20 protein-coding genes are annotated in these 18,475 nt (G+C 70.9%); 3 read left to right on the top strand and 17 right to left on the bottom strand.

Annotated elements, in window-relative coordinates; all coding sequences use genetic code 11:
* Nucleotides 1–14 precede the first annotated feature (14 nt).
* Nucleotides 15–512: a MarR family winged helix-turn-helix transcriptional regulator gene (locus ACZYRU_RS03820; RefSeq protein ID WP_488955750.1), complete on the top strand. Its 498-nt coding sequence runs from the start codon at nucleotides 15–17 to the stop codon at nucleotides 510–512.
* Nucleotides 513–574: 62 nt separating this feature from the next.
* On the opposite strand, the gene ACZYRU_RS03815 is transcribed toward ACZYRU_RS03820, so the two are convergent.
* Genes ACZYRU_RS03815 through ACZYRU_RS03790 form a run of 6 tightly spaced genes read right to left on the bottom strand, consistent with a single transcriptional unit; the run spans nucleotide 575 to nucleotide 5,616 of the window.
* Nucleotides 575–1,555: an amidohydrolase family protein gene (locus ACZYRU_RS03815; protein WP_488955749.1), complete on the bottom strand. Its 981-nt coding sequence runs from the start codon at nucleotides 1,553–1,555 to the stop codon at nucleotides 575–577.
* A 4-nt stretch (nucleotides 1,556–1,559) separates the two neighbouring features.
* The gene (locus ACZYRU_RS03810; RefSeq protein ID WP_488955748.1) at nucleotides 1,560–2,081 is read right to left on the bottom strand and encodes a 3-hydroxyanthranilate 3,4-dioxygenase; all 522 of its coding nucleotides are present in this window, start codon (nucleotides 2,079–2,081) and stop codon (nucleotides 1,560–1,562) included.
* Nucleotides 2,078–2,515: a RidA family protein gene (locus tag ACZYRU_RS03805; protein WP_488955747.1), complete on the bottom strand. Its 438-nt coding sequence runs from the start codon at nucleotides 2,513–2,515 to the stop codon at nucleotides 2,078–2,080. Before ACZYRU_RS03805 ends, ACZYRU_RS03810 begins: the two co-directional genes overlap by 4 nt.
* The gene (locus ACZYRU_RS03800; protein WP_488955746.1) at nucleotides 2,512–3,306 is read right to left on the bottom strand and encodes a 2-keto-4-pentenoate hydratase; all 795 of its coding nucleotides are present in this window, start codon (nucleotides 3,304–3,306) and stop codon (nucleotides 2,512–2,514) included. Before ACZYRU_RS03800 ends, ACZYRU_RS03805 begins: the two co-directional genes overlap by 4 nt.
* 52 nt (nucleotides 3,307–3,358) lie before the next feature.
* Nucleotides 3,359–4,150, bottom strand: a complete 792-nt coding sequence (locus ACZYRU_RS03795; RefSeq protein WP_488955745.1) for a 2-keto-4-pentenoate hydratase — start codon at nucleotides 4,148–4,150, stop codon at nucleotides 3,359–3,361.
* Nucleotides 4,147–5,616 (bottom strand): 2-hydroxymuconic semialdehyde dehydrogenase, encoded by a 1,470-nt coding sequence (locus tag ACZYRU_RS03790; RefSeq protein ID WP_488955744.1) that lies wholly within the window; start codon nucleotides 5,614–5,616, stop codon nucleotides 4,147–4,149. Before ACZYRU_RS03790 ends, ACZYRU_RS03795 begins: the two co-directional genes overlap by 4 nt.
* Nucleotides 5,617–5,699: 83 nt before the next feature.
* On the opposite strand from ACZYRU_RS03790, the gene ACZYRU_RS03785 reads away from it, so the two are divergent.
* Nucleotides 5,700–6,629 carry a LysR substrate-binding domain-containing protein gene (locus ACZYRU_RS03785; RefSeq protein ID WP_488955743.1) on the top strand — a complete coding sequence of 310 codons (930 nt, stop codon included), beginning with the start codon at nucleotides 5,700–5,702 and terminating at the stop codon, nucleotides 6,627–6,629.
* Nucleotides 6,630–6,711: 82 nt separating this feature from the next.
* On the opposite strand, the gene ACZYRU_RS03780 is transcribed toward ACZYRU_RS03785, so the two are convergent.
* From ACZYRU_RS03780 to ACZYRU_RS03750, 7 genes are all read right to left on the bottom strand, one after another.
* Nucleotides 6,712–8,046 (bottom strand): FAD-dependent oxidoreductase, encoded by a 1,335-nt coding sequence (locus ACZYRU_RS03780; protein WP_488955742.1) that lies wholly within the window; start codon nucleotides 8,044–8,046, stop codon nucleotides 6,712–6,714.
* A complete protein-coding gene (gene kynU / locus ACZYRU_RS03775; protein ID WP_488955741.1) occupies nucleotides 8,043–9,323 on the bottom strand; it encodes a kynureninase in 1,281 nt (426 codons plus the stop codon). The genes ACZYRU_RS03780 and kynU overlap by 4 nt, the downstream gene beginning before the upstream one ends.
* A gap of 115 nt (nucleotides 9,324–9,438) precedes the next feature.
* Complete coding sequence (locus ACZYRU_RS03770; RefSeq protein WP_488955740.1) at nucleotides 9,439–10,218, bottom strand: amino acid ABC transporter ATP-binding protein; 780 nt, start codon at nucleotides 10,216–10,218, stop codon at nucleotides 9,439–9,441.
* Nucleotides 10,215–11,147 (bottom strand): amino acid ABC transporter permease, encoded by a 933-nt coding sequence (locus ACZYRU_RS03765; protein ID WP_488955739.1) that lies wholly within the window; start codon nucleotides 11,145–11,147, stop codon nucleotides 10,215–10,217. The genes ACZYRU_RS03770 and ACZYRU_RS03765 overlap by 4 nt, the downstream gene beginning before the upstream one ends.
* Before the next feature lie 11 nt (nucleotides 11,148–11,158).
* Nucleotides 11,159–12,082 carry an ABC transporter substrate-binding protein gene (locus ACZYRU_RS03760; RefSeq protein ID WP_488955738.1) on the bottom strand — a complete coding sequence of 308 codons (924 nt, stop codon included), beginning with the start codon at nucleotides 12,080–12,082 and terminating at the stop codon, nucleotides 11,159–11,161.
* 72 nt (nucleotides 12,083–12,154) lie between these two features.
* On the bottom strand, nucleotides 12,155–13,741 hold the full coding sequence (locus ACZYRU_RS03755; protein WP_488955737.1) for an amidohydrolase family protein: 1,587 nt from the start codon (nucleotides 13,739–13,741) through the stop codon (nucleotides 12,155–12,157).
* A 272-nt stretch (nucleotides 13,742–14,013) separates the two neighbouring features.
* A complete protein-coding gene (locus tag ACZYRU_RS03750) occupies nucleotides 14,014–14,682 on the bottom strand; it encodes a GntR family transcriptional regulator (protein ID WP_488955736.1) in 669 nt (222 codons plus the stop codon).
* Between the two features lie 60 nt (nucleotides 14,683–14,742).
* Between ACZYRU_RS03750 and ACZYRU_RS03745 the strand changes: the two genes are divergently transcribed.
* A complete protein-coding gene (locus ACZYRU_RS03745) occupies nucleotides 14,743–15,951 on the top strand; it encodes an amidohydrolase (RefSeq protein WP_488955735.1) in 1,209 nt (402 codons plus the stop codon).
* Here ACZYRU_RS03745 and ACZYRU_RS03740 read toward each other — a convergent pair.
* From ACZYRU_RS03740 to ACZYRU_RS03725, 4 genes are read right to left on the bottom strand one after another with little or no spacing between them, the layout of a single operon-like run.
* Nucleotides 15,948–16,355 carry a GlcG/HbpS family heme-binding protein gene (locus ACZYRU_RS03740; RefSeq protein WP_488955734.1) on the bottom strand — a complete coding sequence of 136 codons (408 nt, stop codon included), beginning with the start codon at nucleotides 16,353–16,355 and terminating at the stop codon, nucleotides 15,948–15,950. The two genes, ACZYRU_RS03745 and ACZYRU_RS03740, sit on opposite strands and share 4 nt — an antisense overlap.
* A gap of 7 nt (nucleotides 16,356–16,362) precedes the next feature.
* Nucleotides 16,363–17,253 (bottom strand): pyridoxal 5'-phosphate synthase lyase subunit PdxS, encoded by an 891-nt coding sequence (gene pdxS / locus ACZYRU_RS03735; protein WP_488955733.1) that lies wholly within the window; start codon nucleotides 17,251–17,253, stop codon nucleotides 16,363–16,365.
* Entirely contained in the window at nucleotides 17,250–17,636 is a 387-nt protein-coding gene (locus ACZYRU_RS03730; protein ID WP_488955732.1) for a RidA family protein, read from the bottom strand. Before ACZYRU_RS03730 ends, pdxS begins: the two co-directional genes overlap by 4 nt.
* Nucleotides 17,633–18,466 carry a mycofactocin-coupled SDR family oxidoreductase gene (locus ACZYRU_RS03725; protein WP_488955731.1) on the bottom strand — a complete coding sequence of 278 codons (834 nt, stop codon included), beginning with the start codon at nucleotides 18,464–18,466 and terminating at the stop codon, nucleotides 17,633–17,635. The genes ACZYRU_RS03730 and ACZYRU_RS03725 overlap by 4 nt, the downstream gene beginning before the upstream one ends.
* Nucleotides 18,467–18,475: the final 9 nt, after the last annotated feature.

The following is an 18,475-nucleotide window of genomic DNA, read 5'->3' as shown; positions in this document are numbered from 1 at the left end:
GGAAGGATATGCACATGCCCCCGACCGGAGACCATCCGCCCGGCGCCCGGGTCCCGGTGCTGGTCCAGCAGCTGTCCTACGAGCTCACCCGGTTCTCGCACCTGTTCGCCCGCCGCCACGCCCTCCACCCCACGGACGTCGAGGCCCTCGCGCACCTGCACCAAGCCGCGCTGCGCGGCCAGGTCATGACCCCGAGCCGCCTCGCGGACTCGATCGACCTGAGCCCGCCGGCGACGTCCGCGCTCCTGCGCCGCCTCGAGTCGAGCGGCCATGTCGAACGCGTACCCGACCCCGCCGACGGTCGCCGCCACCTGCTCGCCCTGACCGACACCGCCCGCCAGGTGGCCGGCGGCTTCTTCGGCCCGCTGGCCGGGGCGCTGCGCGCGTCGCTGTCCGATCTCGACGACGCCGAGGTCGCCGTGGTCGAGCGCTGGCTCGCCAGCGCCGCGGACGCTGCCGGACGGCTGGCGGACCGGATTGCGGACGGCGAGGTGGCACCGACCGACGCCTGACCGGCCCGCGACGGGCCTGCCTGCCAGGAGTGCAGGTCACCCTCTCTCCTGCGCGCAGTCGGTCAGAACCCCAGGAACCGGGAGGCGTTTCCCCAGCGCAGCGCGGCACGGTCGGACTCGCTGAGGAAGTCCGCGTCGTCGACCACCTTGCCGACCGGCCGCTCCCCGAGCGGGTAGGGGTAGTCGCTGCCGACCATCACCTGGGACACGCCCATGGTGTCGACGAGGGTGCGCAGGGCCCGCGGGTCGAAGACGACGCTGTCGACGCTGAACCGGTCGACGTACGCCGAGGGCGGCTCCGCCGAGGTGGCGATGACGTCGCCGCGGCGGTGCCAGGCGTTCTCGAAGCGGCCGAGCCAGAAGGGGAACGAGCCGCCGCCGTGGGCGAAGCAGATCCGCAGCGAGTCCGGCACCTTGTCGAACACACCGCCCAGGATCATCGCGAGCACCGAGAGGTGGGTCTCGGCCGGCATCCCGGCCAGCCAACGCGCCATCCACCGGTCCAGCCGGGGCGAGTTGGGCATGTCCCAGGGGTGCACGAAGACCGGGACTCCCGAGTCGGCTGCGTGCTGGAGGAACGTGATGATGCCGGCGTCGTCCAGGTCGCGGTCACCCACGTGGTTGCCGATCTCGACACCTCGGTGTCCGGCGGCGATGGCGCGGTCGAGCTCGACGCACGCCAGGTCCGGGTCCTGGAGCGGGACCTGGCAGAACGGCACCAGGCGCTCGCCACCGGGCGCGCAGATCTCCAGCGCCAGGTCGTTGAAGATCCGGCAGACGGCTGCGGCCTCGGCCCCGGGCAGGTCGTAGGAGAAGAAGACGGGCGTCGGCGAGACCACCTGTCGGGCGACGCCGTCGGCGTCCATGTCGGCCAGGCGGACCCCGGCGTCCCAGCAGTCGTCCTGGACGCGCCGGAACTCGGACTCCCCGACGAGGATCATCGCGTCGCGCTCGGAGTCGATCCGCAGCCACGGCTGTCCCGGACCGAGGTCCGGCCACCCACGTGGGACGTAGTGGGTGTGGACGTCGACGGTGCCGTCCATCGACTCAGCCCTTTCCGGGGTGGAGCGCACCGCAGCTCGAGCAGGTGCGCGCCTCCTCGGAGGCGTAGAACTGCTCGAAGACCGGAGGCAGGTCGGCGACGATGTCGCGCACCTGGAGCTCGACCTCGTGCACCTGCTGGTGGCAGGACTCGCAGAACCACACGAACTTCTCGAGCGTGCCCTCTTCGCGGATCCGCTCGATGACGATGCCGATCGAGCCCTCCTCGGGGCGCTGCGGGGAGTGGTGGACGTTGCGCGGGAGCATCCACATGTCACCCTCGCGGATGTCGACGCGGACCGGGCCCTCGTCGGTCATCAGGTTGACGTGCATGTTGCCCCTGACCTGGTAGAACCACTCCTCGTAGGGGTCGAGGTGGAAGTCGGTGCGCTGGTTGGGGCCGCCGACCACCTGCACGATGAAGTCGCCCATGGGCTCCCACATCTGCCGGTTGTTCACCGGCGGCTTGAGCAGGTGCTCGTGCTCGGCGACCCACTTCTCGAAGTTGAAGACGGGCGGGATGGTCATGCGTCGTCCTTCCGGTCGGCGGTGCCGGGCAAGCAGGCGACCGCCTGGATCTCGATGAGCAGGTGGGGGTGCGGGAGCTGGTGGACCGCGACCGTGGTCCGGGTCGGACCGTCGTGGTCGAAGAACTCGGCATAGGTCTCGTTGTAGCCGCCGAAGTCGTTCATGTTGACCAGGTACGTCGTGACCTGGACCAGGTCCTCGAGGCCGGCTCCGACGGCGGCGAGGATGTCGCGGATGTTCTCGATGACTGCCCGGGTCTGCACCCGGATGTCGAGGTTGGTGACGCCGAGGTCGTCGACCTCGACGCCGTCGAAGGTGTTGTCGGGGCGACGGCTGCTCGTCCCGGACACGTAGGCGAAGCCGCCCGCGACCTTCACGTGCGGGAAGCGCCCGCGAGGCATTGCCTTCCCGGTCACCAGGTGTGCCTCGGTCATCGTGCGCCCCCGATCGTGCAGGACACCCTGCCGAGCCCGGCCACGGTGGCCACGACCACCGACCCCGCCCGGTCGGGCAGGGGGGCGGCGGCGGTGGCGGCTCCGGCCAGGATGATCGATCCGGCCGGAACGGGGACGCCGTGGCGCGACGCCAGCCGAGCGACGGCGGCGACAGCACGCAGCGGGTCTCCGAGGATGTCGCCCGTGGAGCCGGTCTCGGCGACCTCGCCGTCGATCTCGAGGGTCACCGCGAGATCGGCGAGGTCGAGGTCGGCGAGGACCGTGGCGAGGTCGCGCCACTCGCCGACCACGAATCCGGCAGCAGAGGTGTTGTCGGCGACGACGTCGGCGAGCGCGAACTTGAAGTCGCGGTAGCGGCTGTCGATGATCTCGAGCGCCGGTGCCACCTGCGCGACGGCCGCGAGCTGTTCGTCCGGCGGCGCCGCCGGATCGAGATCGGCGCCGAGGAGCAGCGCGACCTCCGGCTCGACCCGGGGGTGGATGAGACGGCTCCGGTCGATCTCCCCGCCGTCCTCGGTCTGCGTCTCCGCGGTCATCACTCCGAGGATGACGTCGGAGACGCCCATCTGCTCGGCCTTGGCCTTGCTGGTGAAGCCCAGCTTGACGCCGACGACCCGCTCCCCGCGGCCGACCCGCAGCGCGATGCCCTCGCGCTGGACCAGGTACGCGGAGTCCAGGTCGACCTCCGTCCCGGCTGTCAGCTGGACGATGGGCGCACACCCCGTCCGGGCCCGGTCGAGCCGCTCGGCCAGCTCGGCGACGTCGCTCACGTGTTCTCCTCGATGCGGTGCGTGCGGTGGTGGCGGTGCGGGCTCCACGGCGTCATGCCGCCTCCCGCTCCACGAAGGTCGCGGTCAGCTCGCCGAGGCCGGCGATTCGCGCGTGGAAGGCGCCCGGGGCGGTGACAGGGACCGCTCGTCCGACCGCTCCGGAGAGGACCACGTCACCAGCCCGCAGCGCGACCCCCCTCGCAGCGAGGGCACGCGCGAGCGCGGTGACAGCGACGATCGGGTTGCCGACGACCGCACCGGCAACGTCGCTGTCCCGGCCGACCTGCGTGAGCACGGTGGTCGCGCCTGCCAGGTCGACCCCGGCCAGCGGACGCGGGATACTGCCGAGGACGAACGCCCCGCTCGAGGCGTTGTCGGCGACGGCCTCGGCCAGGGTGATGTCCCAGCCGAAGATCCGCGAGTCGACGACCTCGATCGCCGGCAGCACGAAGTCGGTCGCCCTGATCACGTCGGCGACGGTCGGGCGCTCCAGGTCGAGGTCCCGTCCGAGCACGAACGCCACCCCGACCTCCACCCGCGGCTGCAGGAGGCTGTCGAGCGAGATCGGCTCGCGGTCGCCGTACGCCATGTCGTCGAAGAGAGTGCCGAAGCCGGACCTGCCGTCCCCGACCAGGTGCAGCGCCGGGGTCGGGGACAGCCCGACCTTGTGCCCGACCACCCGGTGCCCGTTCTCCTGCCGGTACCGGCTGACCAGAGCCTGGACCTGGTAGGCCGCAGCGAGGTCGTCGGTGTCGATCAGGTCGCGCACGGGCTCGCACGGCTCTCCCCAGCGTGCGGCGTCGACCAGCCGCCAGGCGGCGTCGGTGATGTGGTCGTCGTTCACAGCTGCACGCAGACGTTCGTGGGCTCGGTGTAGAAGTGCAGGGAGTGCGTTCCGCCCTCCCGACCGATGCCGGACAGGCCGACCCCGCCGAACGGCGAGCGCAGGTCGCGCAGGTACCAGGTGTTGACCCAGGACATGCCGACGCGCATCTGCTGGGCGACCCGGTGGCCGCGCTCGAGGTCACGGGTCCACACGGCGGCGGCCAGGCCGTAGCGGGTGTCGTTGGCGAGCCCCACGGCCTCCTCCTCGGTGTCGAAGGGCATCAGCGCCGCGACCGGGCCGAAGACCTCCTCGCGGACCGCTCGCGCCTGCTGGTGCAGGCCGGCCCACAACGTCGGCTCGATCCAGGCGCCGCCGGCGAGATCCGCACCGAGGTCCGGGACGCCGCCGCCGACGAGCACCTCGGCCCCCTCCTCGACCGCCGTCGCGAAGTAGCGCTCGACCTTGGCGCGGTGCTCGACGGAGATGAGCGGCCCGGTGGTCGTGGCCTCGTCCTCGGGGCGTCCCAGGCGCAGGCCCCGTGCGTGCTCGACGAGGCCGGCCACGACCTCGTCGTACACCGGACGTTCGATGTAGACCCGCTCGGTGCACAGGCACACCTGGCCGGTGTTGGTGAAGATCGAGCGGCCGAGACCGGCCACCGCCTTGTCGAGGTCGGCATCGGCGAAGACGACCGCGGCGTTCTTGCCGCCGAGCTCGAAGGAGACCGGACGGACGAACGGCGCGACGCCCCGCATGATCGCCGACCCGGTGGCCGACTCCCCGGTGAAGGTGACGCCATCGATGTCGGGGTGGGTCGTCAGCAGCTCGCCGGCGGAGCCGGGACCGAAGCCGTGCACGACGTTGTAGACGCCGTCAGGCGCACCGGCCTCGGCGATCACCTCGGCGAGGAGCGTCGCGGTCGAGGGGGTCTCCTCCGACGGCTTGACCACGACCGCGTTGCCGCAGGCCAGCGCGGGCGCGACCTTCCAGGTCAGCAGCAGCAGCGGCAGGTTCCACGGGACGACGATCGCGACGACACCGAGCGGACGCGGGACCGCGTAGTTGAGGGCCCGGCGCCCGTCGGCCAGCTCGGTGAGGAAGGAGTCGAGACCGGTGGCGCTGACGGTGTCGGCGAAGGAGCGGAAGTTGACCACGGCGCGGGCCACGTCGAGCTCACGGGCCTGGCGCAGCGGCTTGCCGGTGTCGGCGACCTCGGCAGCCACGAACTCCTCGAACCGGGCCTCGATCCGGTCCGCGATCCGCCGCAGGAGGGCCGCGCGCTCGGCAACCGTGCTGCGCCCCCAGGCGCCGTCGACCGTACGCCGGGCTGCGGCGACCGCGGCCCCGACCTGCTCGGCGCCGGCCTCCTCCACGACCGCGACGAGCGATCCGTCGACCGGGCTGTGCTTCTCGAAGGAGGCGACGCCCTCGACGTACGCGCCACCGACGAAGTTCTGCAGGCGCTGAGCTGTTGCGTTGACCACACCCCGAGCGTAGGAACGTCAGCTATGTCCGTCCAATGCCCTTTCGCTCGCCAGCCATGCTCGCTCGGGCATACCTTGGCCTCATGGTCACGGATCGCCTCCTGGACGGCAGGCTCAAGCTGCGCCACCTGGTTCTGATCGTCCAGATCGAGGACGCCGGCAGTCTCGCCGGCGCGGCCGAGGCGCTCCACATCACCCAGCCCGTCGTCACCCGCGGGCTGCGCGAGGTCGAGGACCTCCTCGGTGTCGACCTGTTCGACCGGGGACGTCGCGGGGTGACCCCGACCCAGTTCGGCGAGACGCTCCTCGTGCACGCGCGGGCCGTGATCGCCCAGCTGCGGCAGGCGGACCGCCAGATCGAGCAGCTCGCGCGAGCCGACCTCGGCACCGTGACCGTCGGCACCCACCTCGCCGGCTCGAACGTGCTCCTCCCCCGGTCGATCGCCTCCCTCAAGCAGGAGCACCCCCAGCTCACCGTGGTCGTGCGCGAAGGTCCACCCGACGCACTTCATGCGGCGCTGCTCGCGGGCGACTGCGACCTCGTCGTCGGCCGCCTCACCGGTGGCGCTCCGACGACCGTCGTGCAGCACATGCTCTACCGCGAGCCGATCCGGGTGGTCGCCCGGGAGGGGCACCCGGCGGCCCGGCTGCACGAGCCGACGCTGGCCGAGCTCGCCCAGTACCCGTGGGTGTTCCCCATCAGCCAGACCACGCTGCGACGCGAGCTCGAGGAGGCGTTCGTCCACGAGGGTGTCGAGCTGCCGGTCAACCGGGTGGAGTGCACCACGATCCTGACCCTGCGCGAGCTCGTCGTCTCGATGGACGCCCTCGCCGTGCTGCCCGAGCTGATCGCCGTCGCCGACCCCGCGCTCACGGTGCTCGACGCCTCCCTCGCCTCGATCCGGCGAGCCGTGGGCGTGACCCGCGCCAAGCACCGGCCGCTCTCCCCCGCGGCCAACGCCATGCTCGAGCACCTCCGGGTCCAGGCCGCCACGCTCCCCCGACCTCGCTGACCCTCCGGGCCGGCACGCGCAGCAGCCCCCCGCACCGACAAGGCGGCGCGGAGGGCTGTGCTGTCCCGACGGGCAGGGACGGTCAGCGTCGGCGCAGACCCCGCGCGGCGATCCCACCGACCGCGGTCGCCCCCAGGGCCCCGATCGTCGTCAGCACGCGGCCCTGAAGGCGCGTACGGCGCAGCACGTCGGCATACGGCACCGTCGAGAAGGAGACCAGCTCGTACCGCGAGACCACGAGGGAGGGGAACCACCGCTCGAGAGCGTGCATCGCGGTGTTCTTGGCGCGGTGCACCCGCGAGTTCACGAGGTCCCGCATCTCCACGAAGTTCTGCAGCGCCATCGCCGCGATGGCGTCGGTGTTCGGCTTGCGGGCCTTCTCGTACGCCGGCAGCACCCGCGACCAGTCCCCGTCGTACTTGTCGAGCAGCGCGTCGATCTCGATGGCGTCCTCGAAGGCACAGTTGGCGCCCTGCCCGTAGAACGGGACGATCGCGTGAGCCGCGTCCCCGACCAGGGCCACCGAGGCGGCCGTCCCGTGCGCCGTCCACGGCCAGGCGTGCACGGTGACCAGTGATCCGACCGGGTTGGCGAGGTAGTCCTCGGTGAGGGTCGGCATCAGGTCCACGACGTCGGGGTACTCCCGGGCGAAGTGGGCATGCACCTCGTCGGCGGTGGTCAGCGAGGAGAGCCCGCCCGCACCGTCCTTCGGCCAGAACAGCGTGCAGGTGAAGGACTTGTCGAGGTTGGGCAGCGCGATCATCATCGAGCCGCCGCGTGCCCAGATGTGCAGCGCCGTCGGGTCGATGGCGAAGTCACCGCCGCGCGCCGGGATGGTGAGCTCCTTGTAACCGTGCTCCAGGAACTCCTGCGCGTAGTCCGAACCCTCACGGAACTGCACGGCCCGGCGCGTCGCACTGTAGGCGCCGTCGCACGCCAGGACGACCGAGGCGGGCATCTCGTGCACGCCGTCGGGGCGGAGCACGGTCACGATGCCGCGGTCCAGGTCGACCTGTTCGACACGGGCCTCGAACACCACCGTCACGCCCGGCGTCGCCTCGGCCGTGTCGAGCAGCGCCTCGTTCAGGCCCGACCGGCTGATCGAGTTGATCGCGCGCGTGCCGTCAGCACTGTAGGACTGGAAGTTCGGGCTTCCCGCGACGGGGTGGACCATCCGGCCCCGCATCGGCAGTGCCGCCGCCAGCGCCTCCTCGCGCAGGCCGACCCGCTCGAGGGCATCGAGGCCGCGGGCGGAGAGGGCGAGGTTGATCGACCGGCCACGCTCGGCCCCGGCCTGCCGGGGGTCGGCTCGCCGCTCGAGCACCGTGACGTCGTAGCCGCGTCGTCCGAGCAGCGTCGCCAGCAGGCAGCCGGCCAGACCGGCGCCGACGAGGGTGACGTCCTTGTTCGTGGTCACGAGGACTCCTGGATCCGGCGCAGCGCGTCGTACGCACGCCAGCAGTCGTGGTAGGTCGAGTACAGGGGAACCGGCGCCAGCCGGATCACGTCCGGGCGCCGGGCGTCGGCGATCACGCCGTAGTCCTTGCGCAGCGTCTCGGCGAGCTCGCTGACGTCGATCCCGTGCGAGCGGACCGAGAGCTGGCAGCCCCGACGGGCCGGGTCACGTGGCGTGATGACCTCGAAGTGGCTGGTGCCCAGGGTGTCGAGGAGCGACTCGAGGTAGCCGGTCAGCCGCTGGCTGCGCTGACGCAGCGTCGCGATGCCCACCCGGTCGAAGATCTCGAGGCTGAGCAGGACCGGCGCCATGGCCAGGATCGGCGGGTTGGACATCGACCAGGCGTCGGCGGTCGGCTGCGGGGTCACCTCCGGCGCCATCTGGAAGCGCACCGACGGGTCGGTGCTCCACCAGCCCTCCAGCCGCGGGATCGAGCGGTCCGCCAGGTGGCGCTCGTGGACGTAGGCGCCGGCAACAGCACCGGGCGCGCTGTTGACGTACTTGTAGGTGCACCACGCCGCCCAGTCCACGCCCCACTCGTGCAGCTCGAGCTCGACGTTGCCGGCCGCGTGCGCCAGGTCGAAGGCGACGATCGCGCCAGCGGCGTGACCCGCCCTGGTGATCAGCTCGAGGTCGAGGTGCTCGCCGGAGTAGTAGTTGACCGCCCCGAGCAGGACCAGCGCGACCGTCTCTCCCTCGGCGGCGAGGAAGTCGACGACGTCCTCACTGCGCAGGCAGTCCTCCCCGGGCCGGGGCCGGAGCCGGACGACCGTCTTGTCGGGGTCGAGGCCGTGCCACGCCGCCTGGCTGCGGACGGCGTAGCTGTCGCTCGGGAAGGTCGTGTCCTCGATGACGATCCGGGTGCGATCGCCCTCCGGACGGTAGAACGACGCCATCAGCAGGTGCAGGTTGACCGTCAGCGAGTTCATCATCACGACCTCGTGCGGTCGGGCACCGACCAGCCGTGCCGCCGGCTCGCGGAGCAGCTCGTGGTACGACACCCACGGGCGCCGCGCCTCGACGTGACCCTCGACGCCGAGCTCGGCCCAGTCGGCCAGCTCCTCGCCCAGACGCTCGGCCAGGGCCGCCGGCTGCAGGCCGAGCGAGTTGCCGGCGAAGTAGGCGATCTGCCCGTCGCCGTACGGCGGCAGGAGGAACTCGTCGCGCAGGGACCCGTCGGTGTCCGAGGCGTCGAGCGCCAGCGCGTCCCGCTCAGTCGGTGCGGGGTAGGAATCCATGACTCTCCCAAACTCGTCTCTTGTCCACCGGAACCGAGCGTAGGAACGGTCTGCTATGTCCGTCCAATGCCCTTTTCCGAGTCAGGTATGCCCACGCGGACATGCCTGGTGTGCGTCAGCGCACGCGGCGCAGGAAGCTCGCCGTGCGCTCGTGGCGGGGGTTGTCGAGCACTTCGGCGGCGGTGCCCTCCTCGACGACGACGCCCTGGTCCATGAAGACGACCCGGTCGGCGACCTCGCGGGCGAAGCCGATCTCGTGGGTGACGACGATCATGGTCATCCCATCTTCGGCGACCCGCTTCATCACCGCCAGGACCTCGCCGACCAGCTCGGGGTCGAGCGCGCTGGTGGGCTCGTCGAACATCATCAGCTGCGGCTGCATCGCCAGCGCACGGGCGATCGCCACGCGCTGCTGCTGACCGCCGGAGAGCTGCGAGGGGTAGGAGCCCTCCTTCTCCGCGAGGCCGACCGTTGCGAGGAGATCGCGCGCCCGTGCGACCGATTCGGCCTTCGGCTGCCTGAGGACCTTGACCGGTCCGTAGGTGACGTTCTCCAGCGCCGTCATGTGCTGGAACAGGTTGAAGTGCTGGAACACCATCCCGATCCGGCGCCGCGCACGGGCGACCGCGTGCTCGCTCTGCTCGTAGAGCACGCCCCGCTTCGTCTCGTAGCCGACCCGCTCCGAGCCGACCTCGACCACGCCGCCGTCGACCGGGTCGAGGTGGTTGATGCAGCGCAGCAGCGTGCTCTTGCCGGAGCCCGACGGTCCGAGGATGCAGACGATCTCGCCCTGGCGTACCTCCAGGTCGACACCACGGAGCACGTGGTTGTTGCCCATCCACTTGTGCACACCCTCGACCTTGAGCATGGTCGGGGTCGTGGTCGAGGTGCTCATGCGACGGCCTTTCCGGTACGCCGCACACCACCGCGCAGCCGGGTCCTGGCGCTGACCCGACGGTGTCCGGCCGACGCGCTGAAGTGACGCTCGAGGAAGTGCTGACCGACCGACGCGATGCTGACCAGGGCCAGGTACCAGATGGTCGCGACAGCCAGCAGCGGCAGGATCTTGAAGTTCTGGCCGTAGATCAACTGGGTCTTGGTCAGCAGGTCGCTGCCGCCGATGACCGACACCAGCGCGCTGGCCTTGAGCAGTCCGATGAACTGGTTGCCGGTCGGCGGGATGATCACCCGGATCGTCTGCGGGAGCACGATGCGGCGCAGCGCCTGGGGCCGGGTGAGCCCGATGCTCACGGCGGCGTCGGTCTGCCCGGGCGGCACCGACAGGATGCCGCCGCGGATGATCTCGGCCATGTAGCCCGACTCGGCGAGCGAGAGGGCGCACAGGCCGGCCGTGAATCCCGAGATGAGCGAGTTCGTGTCCTTGCCGAGGATGGTCGGGAACAGCACGGCCATGTTGAACCAGAGCAGCACCTGCACCAGCATCGGTACGCCCCGGAAGAACCACACGTATGCGCGGCCGATCAGCGCGGCGACCTTGTTCTGGCTCTGCGTCAGCATCGCGACCACGAACGCGACCGCGATCGAGATGACCATGCTCAGCACCGAGAGCAGCAGCGTGACCTTGATCCCGTCGAGGATCATCGGGTGGAACAGGTACTCACCCGTGACGGCCCAGTCGAGGTTGGGGTTGCGGGCCTGGGTGCGGACCAGGGAGGCGAGGGCGACCAGCGCCACGACGGCCGTCAGCCACTGGCCGTAGCGGGGCCGACGACGGGCCTTGATGGCGACCGACCGCCGGTCGTCCTCTCCCCGCAGGGAGAGGCGACCGGCGTCGACCGGCTGCGCGATCCGTTCGATGTCCACGGCACTCATCGTCAGGACGTCGCCAGGTTGATGCCGGGCGTCGGCAGGTCGATGACCTCGACGTCCCACTTCTTGAGGATCTCGTCGTAGGTGCCGTCATCGTGGATCGCCTTGAGAGCGGCGAAGAAGGCATCGCGCAGCTGGGTGTCGTCCTTGCTGAACGTCATGCCCAGGTAGACCTTGGGCTCGAAGTCCACCGGCAGCGACTCGAGCTTGTCGTCGGTCTCGCGGTTGATCACCGAGACGGCCATGTCCGGCCAGAACATCGCGTCCACACGACCCGAGACGAGGGCCAGGTTCTTGTCGCTGCTGCTCGGGAACGAGACCAGCTCCGTCGGGGGCTTGCCGGCCTTGACGCAGGCGGCGGCCATCATGTCGACCAGGCGCTTGGCGTCGCTGCCCTTGACGTCACCGATCTTGATCCCGCAGCCGCCGTCGACCTCGCTGGTGATGCCCTTCGGGTTGCCCTTCTGGACCATGAAGACGGTGCCGGCGACCTGGTAGTCGATGAAGTCCACCTGCGCCTGGCGCTCCTTGCGGTCGGTCATGCCGGCGATCGCGGCGTCGAACTTGCCGCTCTGCATGCCGATGAGCAGCTGGTCGAACGGGACCTTCTGCCAGTCGACCTCGAGACCGAGCTTGGCGGCCATCGCGTCCATCAGGTCGATGTTGAAGCCCTTGATCTGGGACTCGCCGATCGGCGTGAAGTTCGCGGGCTCGAAGTCGGGCTGGGTGCCGACGACGATGGTGCCCTGCTTGGCGATGTCGGCGGGGACCAGCTTGGCGAGCGCAGAGTCGGCCTTGGCACGCGGCTTCTCGGAGCTGCCGTCAGCGCCGCCGCCGCAGGCGGCAGCGGACAGCAGGACCGCGCCGAGCGCCGCGCCGGCGAGGCTCTTGCGGACGATCGTGCGGCGGTTCGGGGTACGGACGTTCATGTGGGTGACTCCTCATCAGATGCTGCCCGGAAGCGGGCCAGCGGGTGGGGTGGGTTGTTCCGAGAGGTCTTTTCAGCAGCAGGCGGGCACGAGGTCGTGGTCGGGCTGGTCGACGAAGACGTCAGCCCGCTCCATCTCGTCCCACATCGCCTGCACGATGCGGCCGGACTCCGCGAGGATGCGGTCCTCGTCGATCCCGAGGACGCGTCCGTCACGGACCTGCCAGTTGCCGTCGGTCATCACGTTGCGCACCGACAGGCCGTTGGCGTAGAAGAGGTGGTTGAGCGGTTCCCGCGGCACGGTGCCGACCCCGACGAGCAGGCCGGTGACGTCGATGCTCGTCAGGTCGGCCTTCGCGCCCGCCTCGATCCGCCCGAGGTCGTCGCGGCCCAGGCCCCGGGCGCCGCCGACGGTCGCCGCCTCCAGCCCGGTCCAGATCGACGGGCGCACCATCGGGACGGGCGTGCTGTCACCGAGGAAGTCGGCGCGGATCCGGCCGTAGATCACGGCCATCTTGAGGTTCTCGAGGTAGTCGTTGGAGTGGGTGTCCAGGCCGATGCCCGAGTTGACTCCGGCGCCGAGCGCCTCGGGCCACGGCCACTGCGCGGGCGTGACGCCCGCGCCGGTGCCCGACGGGCAGTTGGCGAAGGTGAAGTGGTCGTTGGCCAGGATCGGCAGGTCCCGGACGAAGTCGATGCCGAGCAGGTGGGCACCGAACACCCGGACCGAGCCGTCGAAGATCCCCAGGCTCTCCAGCCACGGCACCTCGTCATGACCCCACAGCCGCTGCAGTGCCTGGGTGTCCGGCTGGGGCGCGCGGCCGTAGCCCGACTGCAGGTGGATGTGCAGCCCGTGCAGCTCCTGCGCAGCGGCCTTCATCGCGAGGTAGGTCTCGGGGGTGTGCACCGCGTTGGTCGCCGGCGCCATCATCGGCCGGATCCGGCCGTCGTCGACGCCGTCGATGCTGCGGGCGTAGACGAGGTTCTCCTCGATCTCGGCAAGCGTGCCGGCCACCGAGTCGAACAGCGGCTGGTCGTCCTCGCCGCGCTTCCAGATCGGCAGGATCCGCTTCATTCCCGGTACGGCGCCTGACGGGTAGCCCCGCAGGCCCAGCTCCCGGGCGACACGCACGTAGCTCTGCATCTGGCGCAGGCTCTTCGACATCTCGACCTGGGTCGTGCAACCGCCTCGCACCATCTCGACCAGGTTGAGCGCGGTCATCAGGTCGAGGTCCTCGTCGCTGAGGTCGTCGAGCATCACCATCGCGTGCAGGAACTGGCGCCCCTGACGCAGCTCGACACCCTTGGCCATCGGCGTGAGGTTGCCCTCGACGTAGCCGCGGGTGGCGGCGCCACCCGCGGCGTGGCCGTGCATCGAGATGAAGCCGGGGACCAGCACCTGTCCGTGCATGTCGACCCGCTCGTCGACCGAGCCGCGCTGGGGACGGACCTCGAGGATCCGGTCACCCTCGACGACGACCTCGTGGTCGCGCAGCAGCGTCATCCGGCCGTCCTGCCAGGCGAGCACCCAGCTGGGCGCCAGGACGACCGGACCCGCGGTGGGCACCGTGGTCCGCTCGCCCCGGACCTTGTCCAGCAGGGCACCGCGAGCACCGATGCTCGCCTGCAGACCCTCGCGTCGTGCGCTCTCAACAGTCACTGCTTCTCCTGCTTCTCGGCTTCATTCGGTCGATGGACTATGGTCTACCATTTACCAACGGAAGGTGGCAAGGGTCACACCCGGAAATCTCGGCAGCGATTCCACCGACACAGGCCGCGGCACCGACGCGCGCAGGCAGCAGCCGGGGCAGCACACCGAGGACCCGACGCCCGGCGGGCACACCGGCCCGCCGGCGTCAGGCCACGCCGCGGCCGACGACCTCGCCGGCCAGGGGGCCGGCGAGGGTCACCGACCCGAAGGGCGGACGGGCGTCAGGAGCGGGGCGAGAGCTCGAGCATGCGGAGGGTGTTCTCCGTCGTCTCGCGGACGTGGTCCCCGGCGAGCGCGGCCGCGTGATCAGCATTGCGCGCAAGGATCGCCTCGAGGATCCGGGCGTGCTCGTCGACGTGGTGCCCCTGGTGCTCGCGCGTCATCCAGAAGAGGCGCCGGAGATGACCATGGAGGCTGGCCATGTGGGCCTGGAGCAGCACATTCCCCGTACAGCGGGCGATCTCCTCATGGAATTGCACGCTTGCCGTGGCCGCTTCCTCGAGATTGCCCGCCTGGACCGCAGCACGGCAGGCAACCTGGATCGCCGCCAGCCGCTCAGCGCCAGCGCTGTCGTGGCGCTGGGCAGCAAGTCGCGCGGCAAGCACCTCCAACGGCTGTCGCAGCTCGAGCAGGTTCAGGACCTCCGGCCCGCCGAACTCGGTCACCACCGATCCGCGCCGGGGCAGCTGGATGACGAGGCCCTCCCCCGTCAGCTGCTGGAGCGCCTCGCGAATGGTGATCCGGGAGACCTCCATCTCGGCGGACAAGTCGCGCTCGACCAGGCGGTGTCCTCCCGGGAGTCGACCCTCGACGATCCGGTCCCGGATGTTGTCGACCACATGGTCGCGCAGCGAGCGGAACTGAGAGCCGAGCGTGTCCGGAGAGGTCATGGCTGGGTCCTTCCCGTGGATGTGATGGACGACACTCTTGGTCTACCATAGTCCAGACGAATGGAGACTGACCAGATGATCGACAAGAAGATCCTGCAGGACGTGCACCTCCCCGACGGAACCGGGCCGGTGGACATCGCCATCGAGGACGGCCGGATCGCGGCCGTGGGCCCCGGCCTCGCCGTACCGACGGACGCGACCGCGGTCGACGGCCGGAGCGGAGTCGTCATCCCCGGCCTCGTCGATGCCCACTGCCACCTCGACAAGACCCTGTGGGGCACGCCCTGGCAGCCGCACTCGGCCGGCGGTGCCGCGATCGAGGACCGGATCCGGAACGGCGAGGTGCGACGCGCCGAGCTCGGCCTGCCCAGCCGTGACAGCATCCGCGCCCTGCTGGCCACGATGGTCACCGCCGGCACGACGCTGGTCCGCACCCACACCGACGTCGACCTGAGCTGCCGCCTCGAGGGCATCGAGGCGGTCACCGAGGTCGCCACCGAGCTCGCCCACGCGGTCGAGGTCGAGCAGGTCGCCTTCCCGCAGGGCGGGCTGCTGACCCGTCCCGGGACCCTGGCCCTGCTGGCCGATGCGATCGACGCCGGGGCCACGGTCGTCGGCGGCATCGATCCGTCGGCGCTCGAGCGGAACCCGGTCAAGCACCTCGAGACCGTCTTCACGCTGGCTGCCGAGAAGGGCGCCGGGATCGACATCCACCTGCACGAGCGCGGCACGCTGGGCGCCTTCGCGATGGAGCTCACCGTCGAGCTCACCGAGTACTTCGGCCTCCAGGGGCGGGTCGCCCTGTCCCACGCCCCCGCGATCGCCGACATCGACCCCGAGCCCGCCCGCCGCCTGGCCGACCGGCTCGCCGCGGCCCGGATCTCGCTGGCCACGGCGACGGTCTACAACACGCCCGTGATGCCGGTCGCGATGCTCGCCGAGGCCGGAGTGACCCTGGCCTCCGGCAATGACGGGATCCGCGACCTCTGGGGGCCGTACGGCACCGGTTCGATGATCGAGCGCGTCTACCACCTGTCCTTCCGCAGCGGCTTCCGTCGCGACGACCAGATCCTCAGCGCCCTCGCCACCGCCACTACCGGCGGGCGGCGGATGCTCGGCCGCGACGAGGTGGAGGTGGCCGCCGGCTCGGCAGCCGACCTGGTGGTTCTCCCCGTCCCCAACGCCGCCGAGGCGGTCGTCCTGCGCCCGACTCCTGCGCTCGTGCTGAAGGGTGGCGTCGTCGTCGCGAGGGACGGCGTCCTGGCCTAGGAGCCAGCGGCGGCGCGGGCGATCAGGTCGTCCTGCTCGGACGTGCCCCCGCTGACACCCACCGCGCCGACGACCTCGGCCCCCACCCGGATCGGGCAGCCCCCGGACAGCGGTGTGAAGCCGGGGACCGTGCCGACCAGGGCGGGGAACGCCGGCTCGGCCGCGGCCCGCTCCTGCCAGACGGAGGTCGGGACGCCGAAGGCGGCTGCCGTGCCGGCCTTCCCCTGCGCGGCCCGGGCGACGAGCCCGGACACGTCGTCCATGCGGACGGCGACGACCGGCTCGCCCCAGGGGTCGGTGACGACGACCGCCACCGCGAGGCCGGCCGTCGCCGCCGCGGCGAGCACCCGGTGGGCGACGGCCTCTGCCTCGGTGAGCGTGATGACCGCACGCGTCGTCGGCACGACGCGCCTACCAGCCGCGTTCGGCGAGCCGGTGACCGACCGGGAGGTCGTCGACGTTGATGCCGACCATCGCCTCACCCAGACCACGCGAGACCTTCGCGACCACGTCGGGGTCGTCGAAGAACGTCGTTGCCTTCACGATCGCCTCGGCCCGCTCGGCCGGGCTGCCCGACTTGAAGATCCCCGAGCCGACGAACACACCCTCAGCACCCAGCTGCATCATCATCGCCGCATCCGCCGGGGTCGCGATGCCACCCGCGGTGAACAGCACCACCGGCAGCTTGCCCGTGCGCGCCACCTCGACCACCAGGTCGTACGGCGCCTGCAGCTCCTTCGCCGCCACGTACAGCTCATCAGCGGTCAACACGGTCAGCCGCAACAGCTCGGCACGGATGGTGCGCATGTGGGTGACCGCGTTCGACACGTCACCGGTGCCGGCCTCACCCTTCGAGCGGATCATCGCCGCACCCTCGGTGATCCGACGCAGCGCCTCACCCAGGTTGGTCGCACCACACACGAACGGAACCGTGAAGGCCCACTTGTCGATGTGGTTCGCGTAGTCGGCCGGGGTCAGCACCTCGGACTCGTCGATGTAGTCGACACCGAGGGACTGCAGCACCTGCGCCTCGGCGAAGTGCCCGATCCGGGCCTTGGCCATCACCGGGATCGAGACCGCGGCGATGATGCCGTCGATCATGTCGGGGTCGCTCATCCGCGACACGCCACCCTGGGCACGGATGTCCGCGGGGACCCGCTCCAGCGCCATCACGGCCACCGCACCGGCGTCCTCGGCGATCTTCGCCTGGTCGGGGGTGACCACGTCCATGATGACGCCACCCTTCAGCATCTCGGCCATCCCGCGCTTGACCCTCGTGCTGCCCTGCACCGCGGCGCTCACTCGGCCACCGGACCGACGTACGCCCACGCCTCGACCTCGAGCAGCATGCGGGGATCGAGCAGCGCGGAGACGACGACGGTGGTGCTCGCCGGGGCGTCCGCCAAGGGGAAGACCTCACCCTTCGCCTTGCTGTACGCCGGGAAGTGCGCCGCGTCGGTGAGATAGCAGACCAGCTTGGTCACCTGCTCGAGCGTCGCACCCGCCTCGTCGAGGGCCAGCCGGACGTTCTCGAAGCACTGCCGCGCCTGCTCGTACGGGTCATCCGTGGCGATCTGCGCGGAGGCGTCGAGCGCCACCTGGCCGGAGAGGACGACGAAGTGCCCGCTGCGCACCGCCTGCGACATGCCGTCGAAGCGCAGGTGCGGCGGGTTGAAGCCCCTCATGGCATGCCCGCGGACGCAGCGGTGCTGACGTCGAGCGTCGTACCGCTGACGTAGCGGGCGGCGTCGGACACGAGGTAGAGCACTGCCTGGGAGATGTCCTCGGGCGCGACCCAGGGGACGCGCATCGGGCTCATCGCGGCGTACGCCGGCTCCACCTGGGCCTTCGTCGGCGCGTCGAGGTCGGGGCAGAACAGCCCGTAGAGCGCGTCGTTGTGGACCATCGCGGTGTCGACGGTGGCCGGGCAGACCGCGTTGACGGTGATGCCGGACGACGCCGCCTCGAGAGCGAGGGTCTTCACCAGACCGATGACGCCCCACTTCGCGGCGACGTAGTGGGCGAGGTTCGGGGTGCCCATCCGCCCGCCCATCGACGAGGTGGCGACGATCCGGCCGTGTCCCTGCCGCAGCATCGGCCGGACGGCGGCGCGCATGGTCTTGAAGACGCCGGTCAGGTCGACGCCGATCATCTCGTCCCAGGCCGCGTCGTCGAGCTCCCAGAACGCCCCGAAGCCGCACACGCCGGCGTTCGCGACCGCAATGTCCAGCGTGCCGAACCGCTCCACGCCGTCGGCGACCACGGCCTCGACGGCATCCGTGTCGCGGACGTCGCAGCGCACGGTGTGGCAGGCGACGCCGAACGCCTCGACCTGCGCCTTGGTCTCGACGAGGTCCTCGGGCGTCGCGAGTGGATAGGGAATGGTCGCCAGGTCCTCGCAGAGGTCGACCGCGATCACGTTGGCGCCCTCCGCGGCGAGCGTCAGCGCATGCGAGCGCCCCTGGCCGCGAGCGGCGCCGGTGATCAGCGCGGTCCGGCCGTCGAGCTTGCCCATGTCGTCTCC

The organism is Nocardioides sp. F233 (assembly GCF_057813895.1).
Note: the sequence above shows the minus strand (reverse complement) of the source record. Positions and strands in the feature narration are given on the sequence as shown.

Bases quoted from the DNA above. Each gene is read 5' to 3' on its own strand.
- ACZYRU_RS03820 (WP_488955750.1), top strand. From the start codon at position 15: ATGCCCCCGACCGGAGACCATCCGCCCGGCGCCCGGGTCCCGGTGCTG.
- ACZYRU_RS03815 (WP_488955749.1), bottom strand. From the start codon at position 1,555: ATGGACGGCACCGTCGACGTCCACACCCACTACGTCCCACGTGGGTGG.
- ACZYRU_RS03810 (WP_488955748.1), bottom strand. From the start codon at position 2,081: ATGACCATCCCGCCCGTCTTCAACTTCGAGAAGTGGGTCGCCGAGCAC.
- ACZYRU_RS03805 (WP_488955747.1), bottom strand. From the start codon at position 2,515: ATGACCGAGGCACACCTGGTGACCGGGAAGGCAATGCCTCGCGGGCGC.
- ACZYRU_RS03785 (WP_488955743.1), top strand. From the start codon at position 5,700: ATGGTCACGGATCGCCTCCTGGACGGCAGGCTCAAGCTGCGCCACCTG.
- kynU (WP_488955741.1), bottom strand. From the start codon at position 9,323: ATGGATTCCTACCCCGCACCGACTGAGCGGGACGCGCTGGCGCTCGAC.
- ACZYRU_RS03770 (WP_488955740.1), bottom strand. From the start codon at position 10,218: ATGAGCACCTCGACCACGACCCCGACCATGCTCAAGGTCGAGGGTGTG.
- ACZYRU_RS03760 (WP_488955738.1), bottom strand. From the start codon at position 12,082: ATGAACGTCCGTACCCCGAACCGCCGCACGATCGTCCGCAAGAGCCTC.
- ACZYRU_RS03750 (WP_488955736.1), bottom strand. From the start codon at position 14,682: ATGACCTCTCCGGACACGCTCGGCTCTCAGTTCCGCTCGCTGCGCGAC.
- ACZYRU_RS03745 (WP_488955735.1), top strand. From the start codon at position 14,743: ATGGAGACTGACCAGATGATCGACAAGAAGATCCTGCAGGACGTGCAC.
- ACZYRU_RS03730 (WP_488955732.1), bottom strand. From the start codon at position 17,636: ATGAGGGGCTTCAACCCGCCGCACCTGCGCTTCGACGGCATGTCGCAG.
- ACZYRU_RS03725 (WP_488955731.1), bottom strand. From the start codon at position 18,466: ATGGGCAAGCTCGACGGCCGGACCGCGCTGATCACCGGCGCCGCTCGC.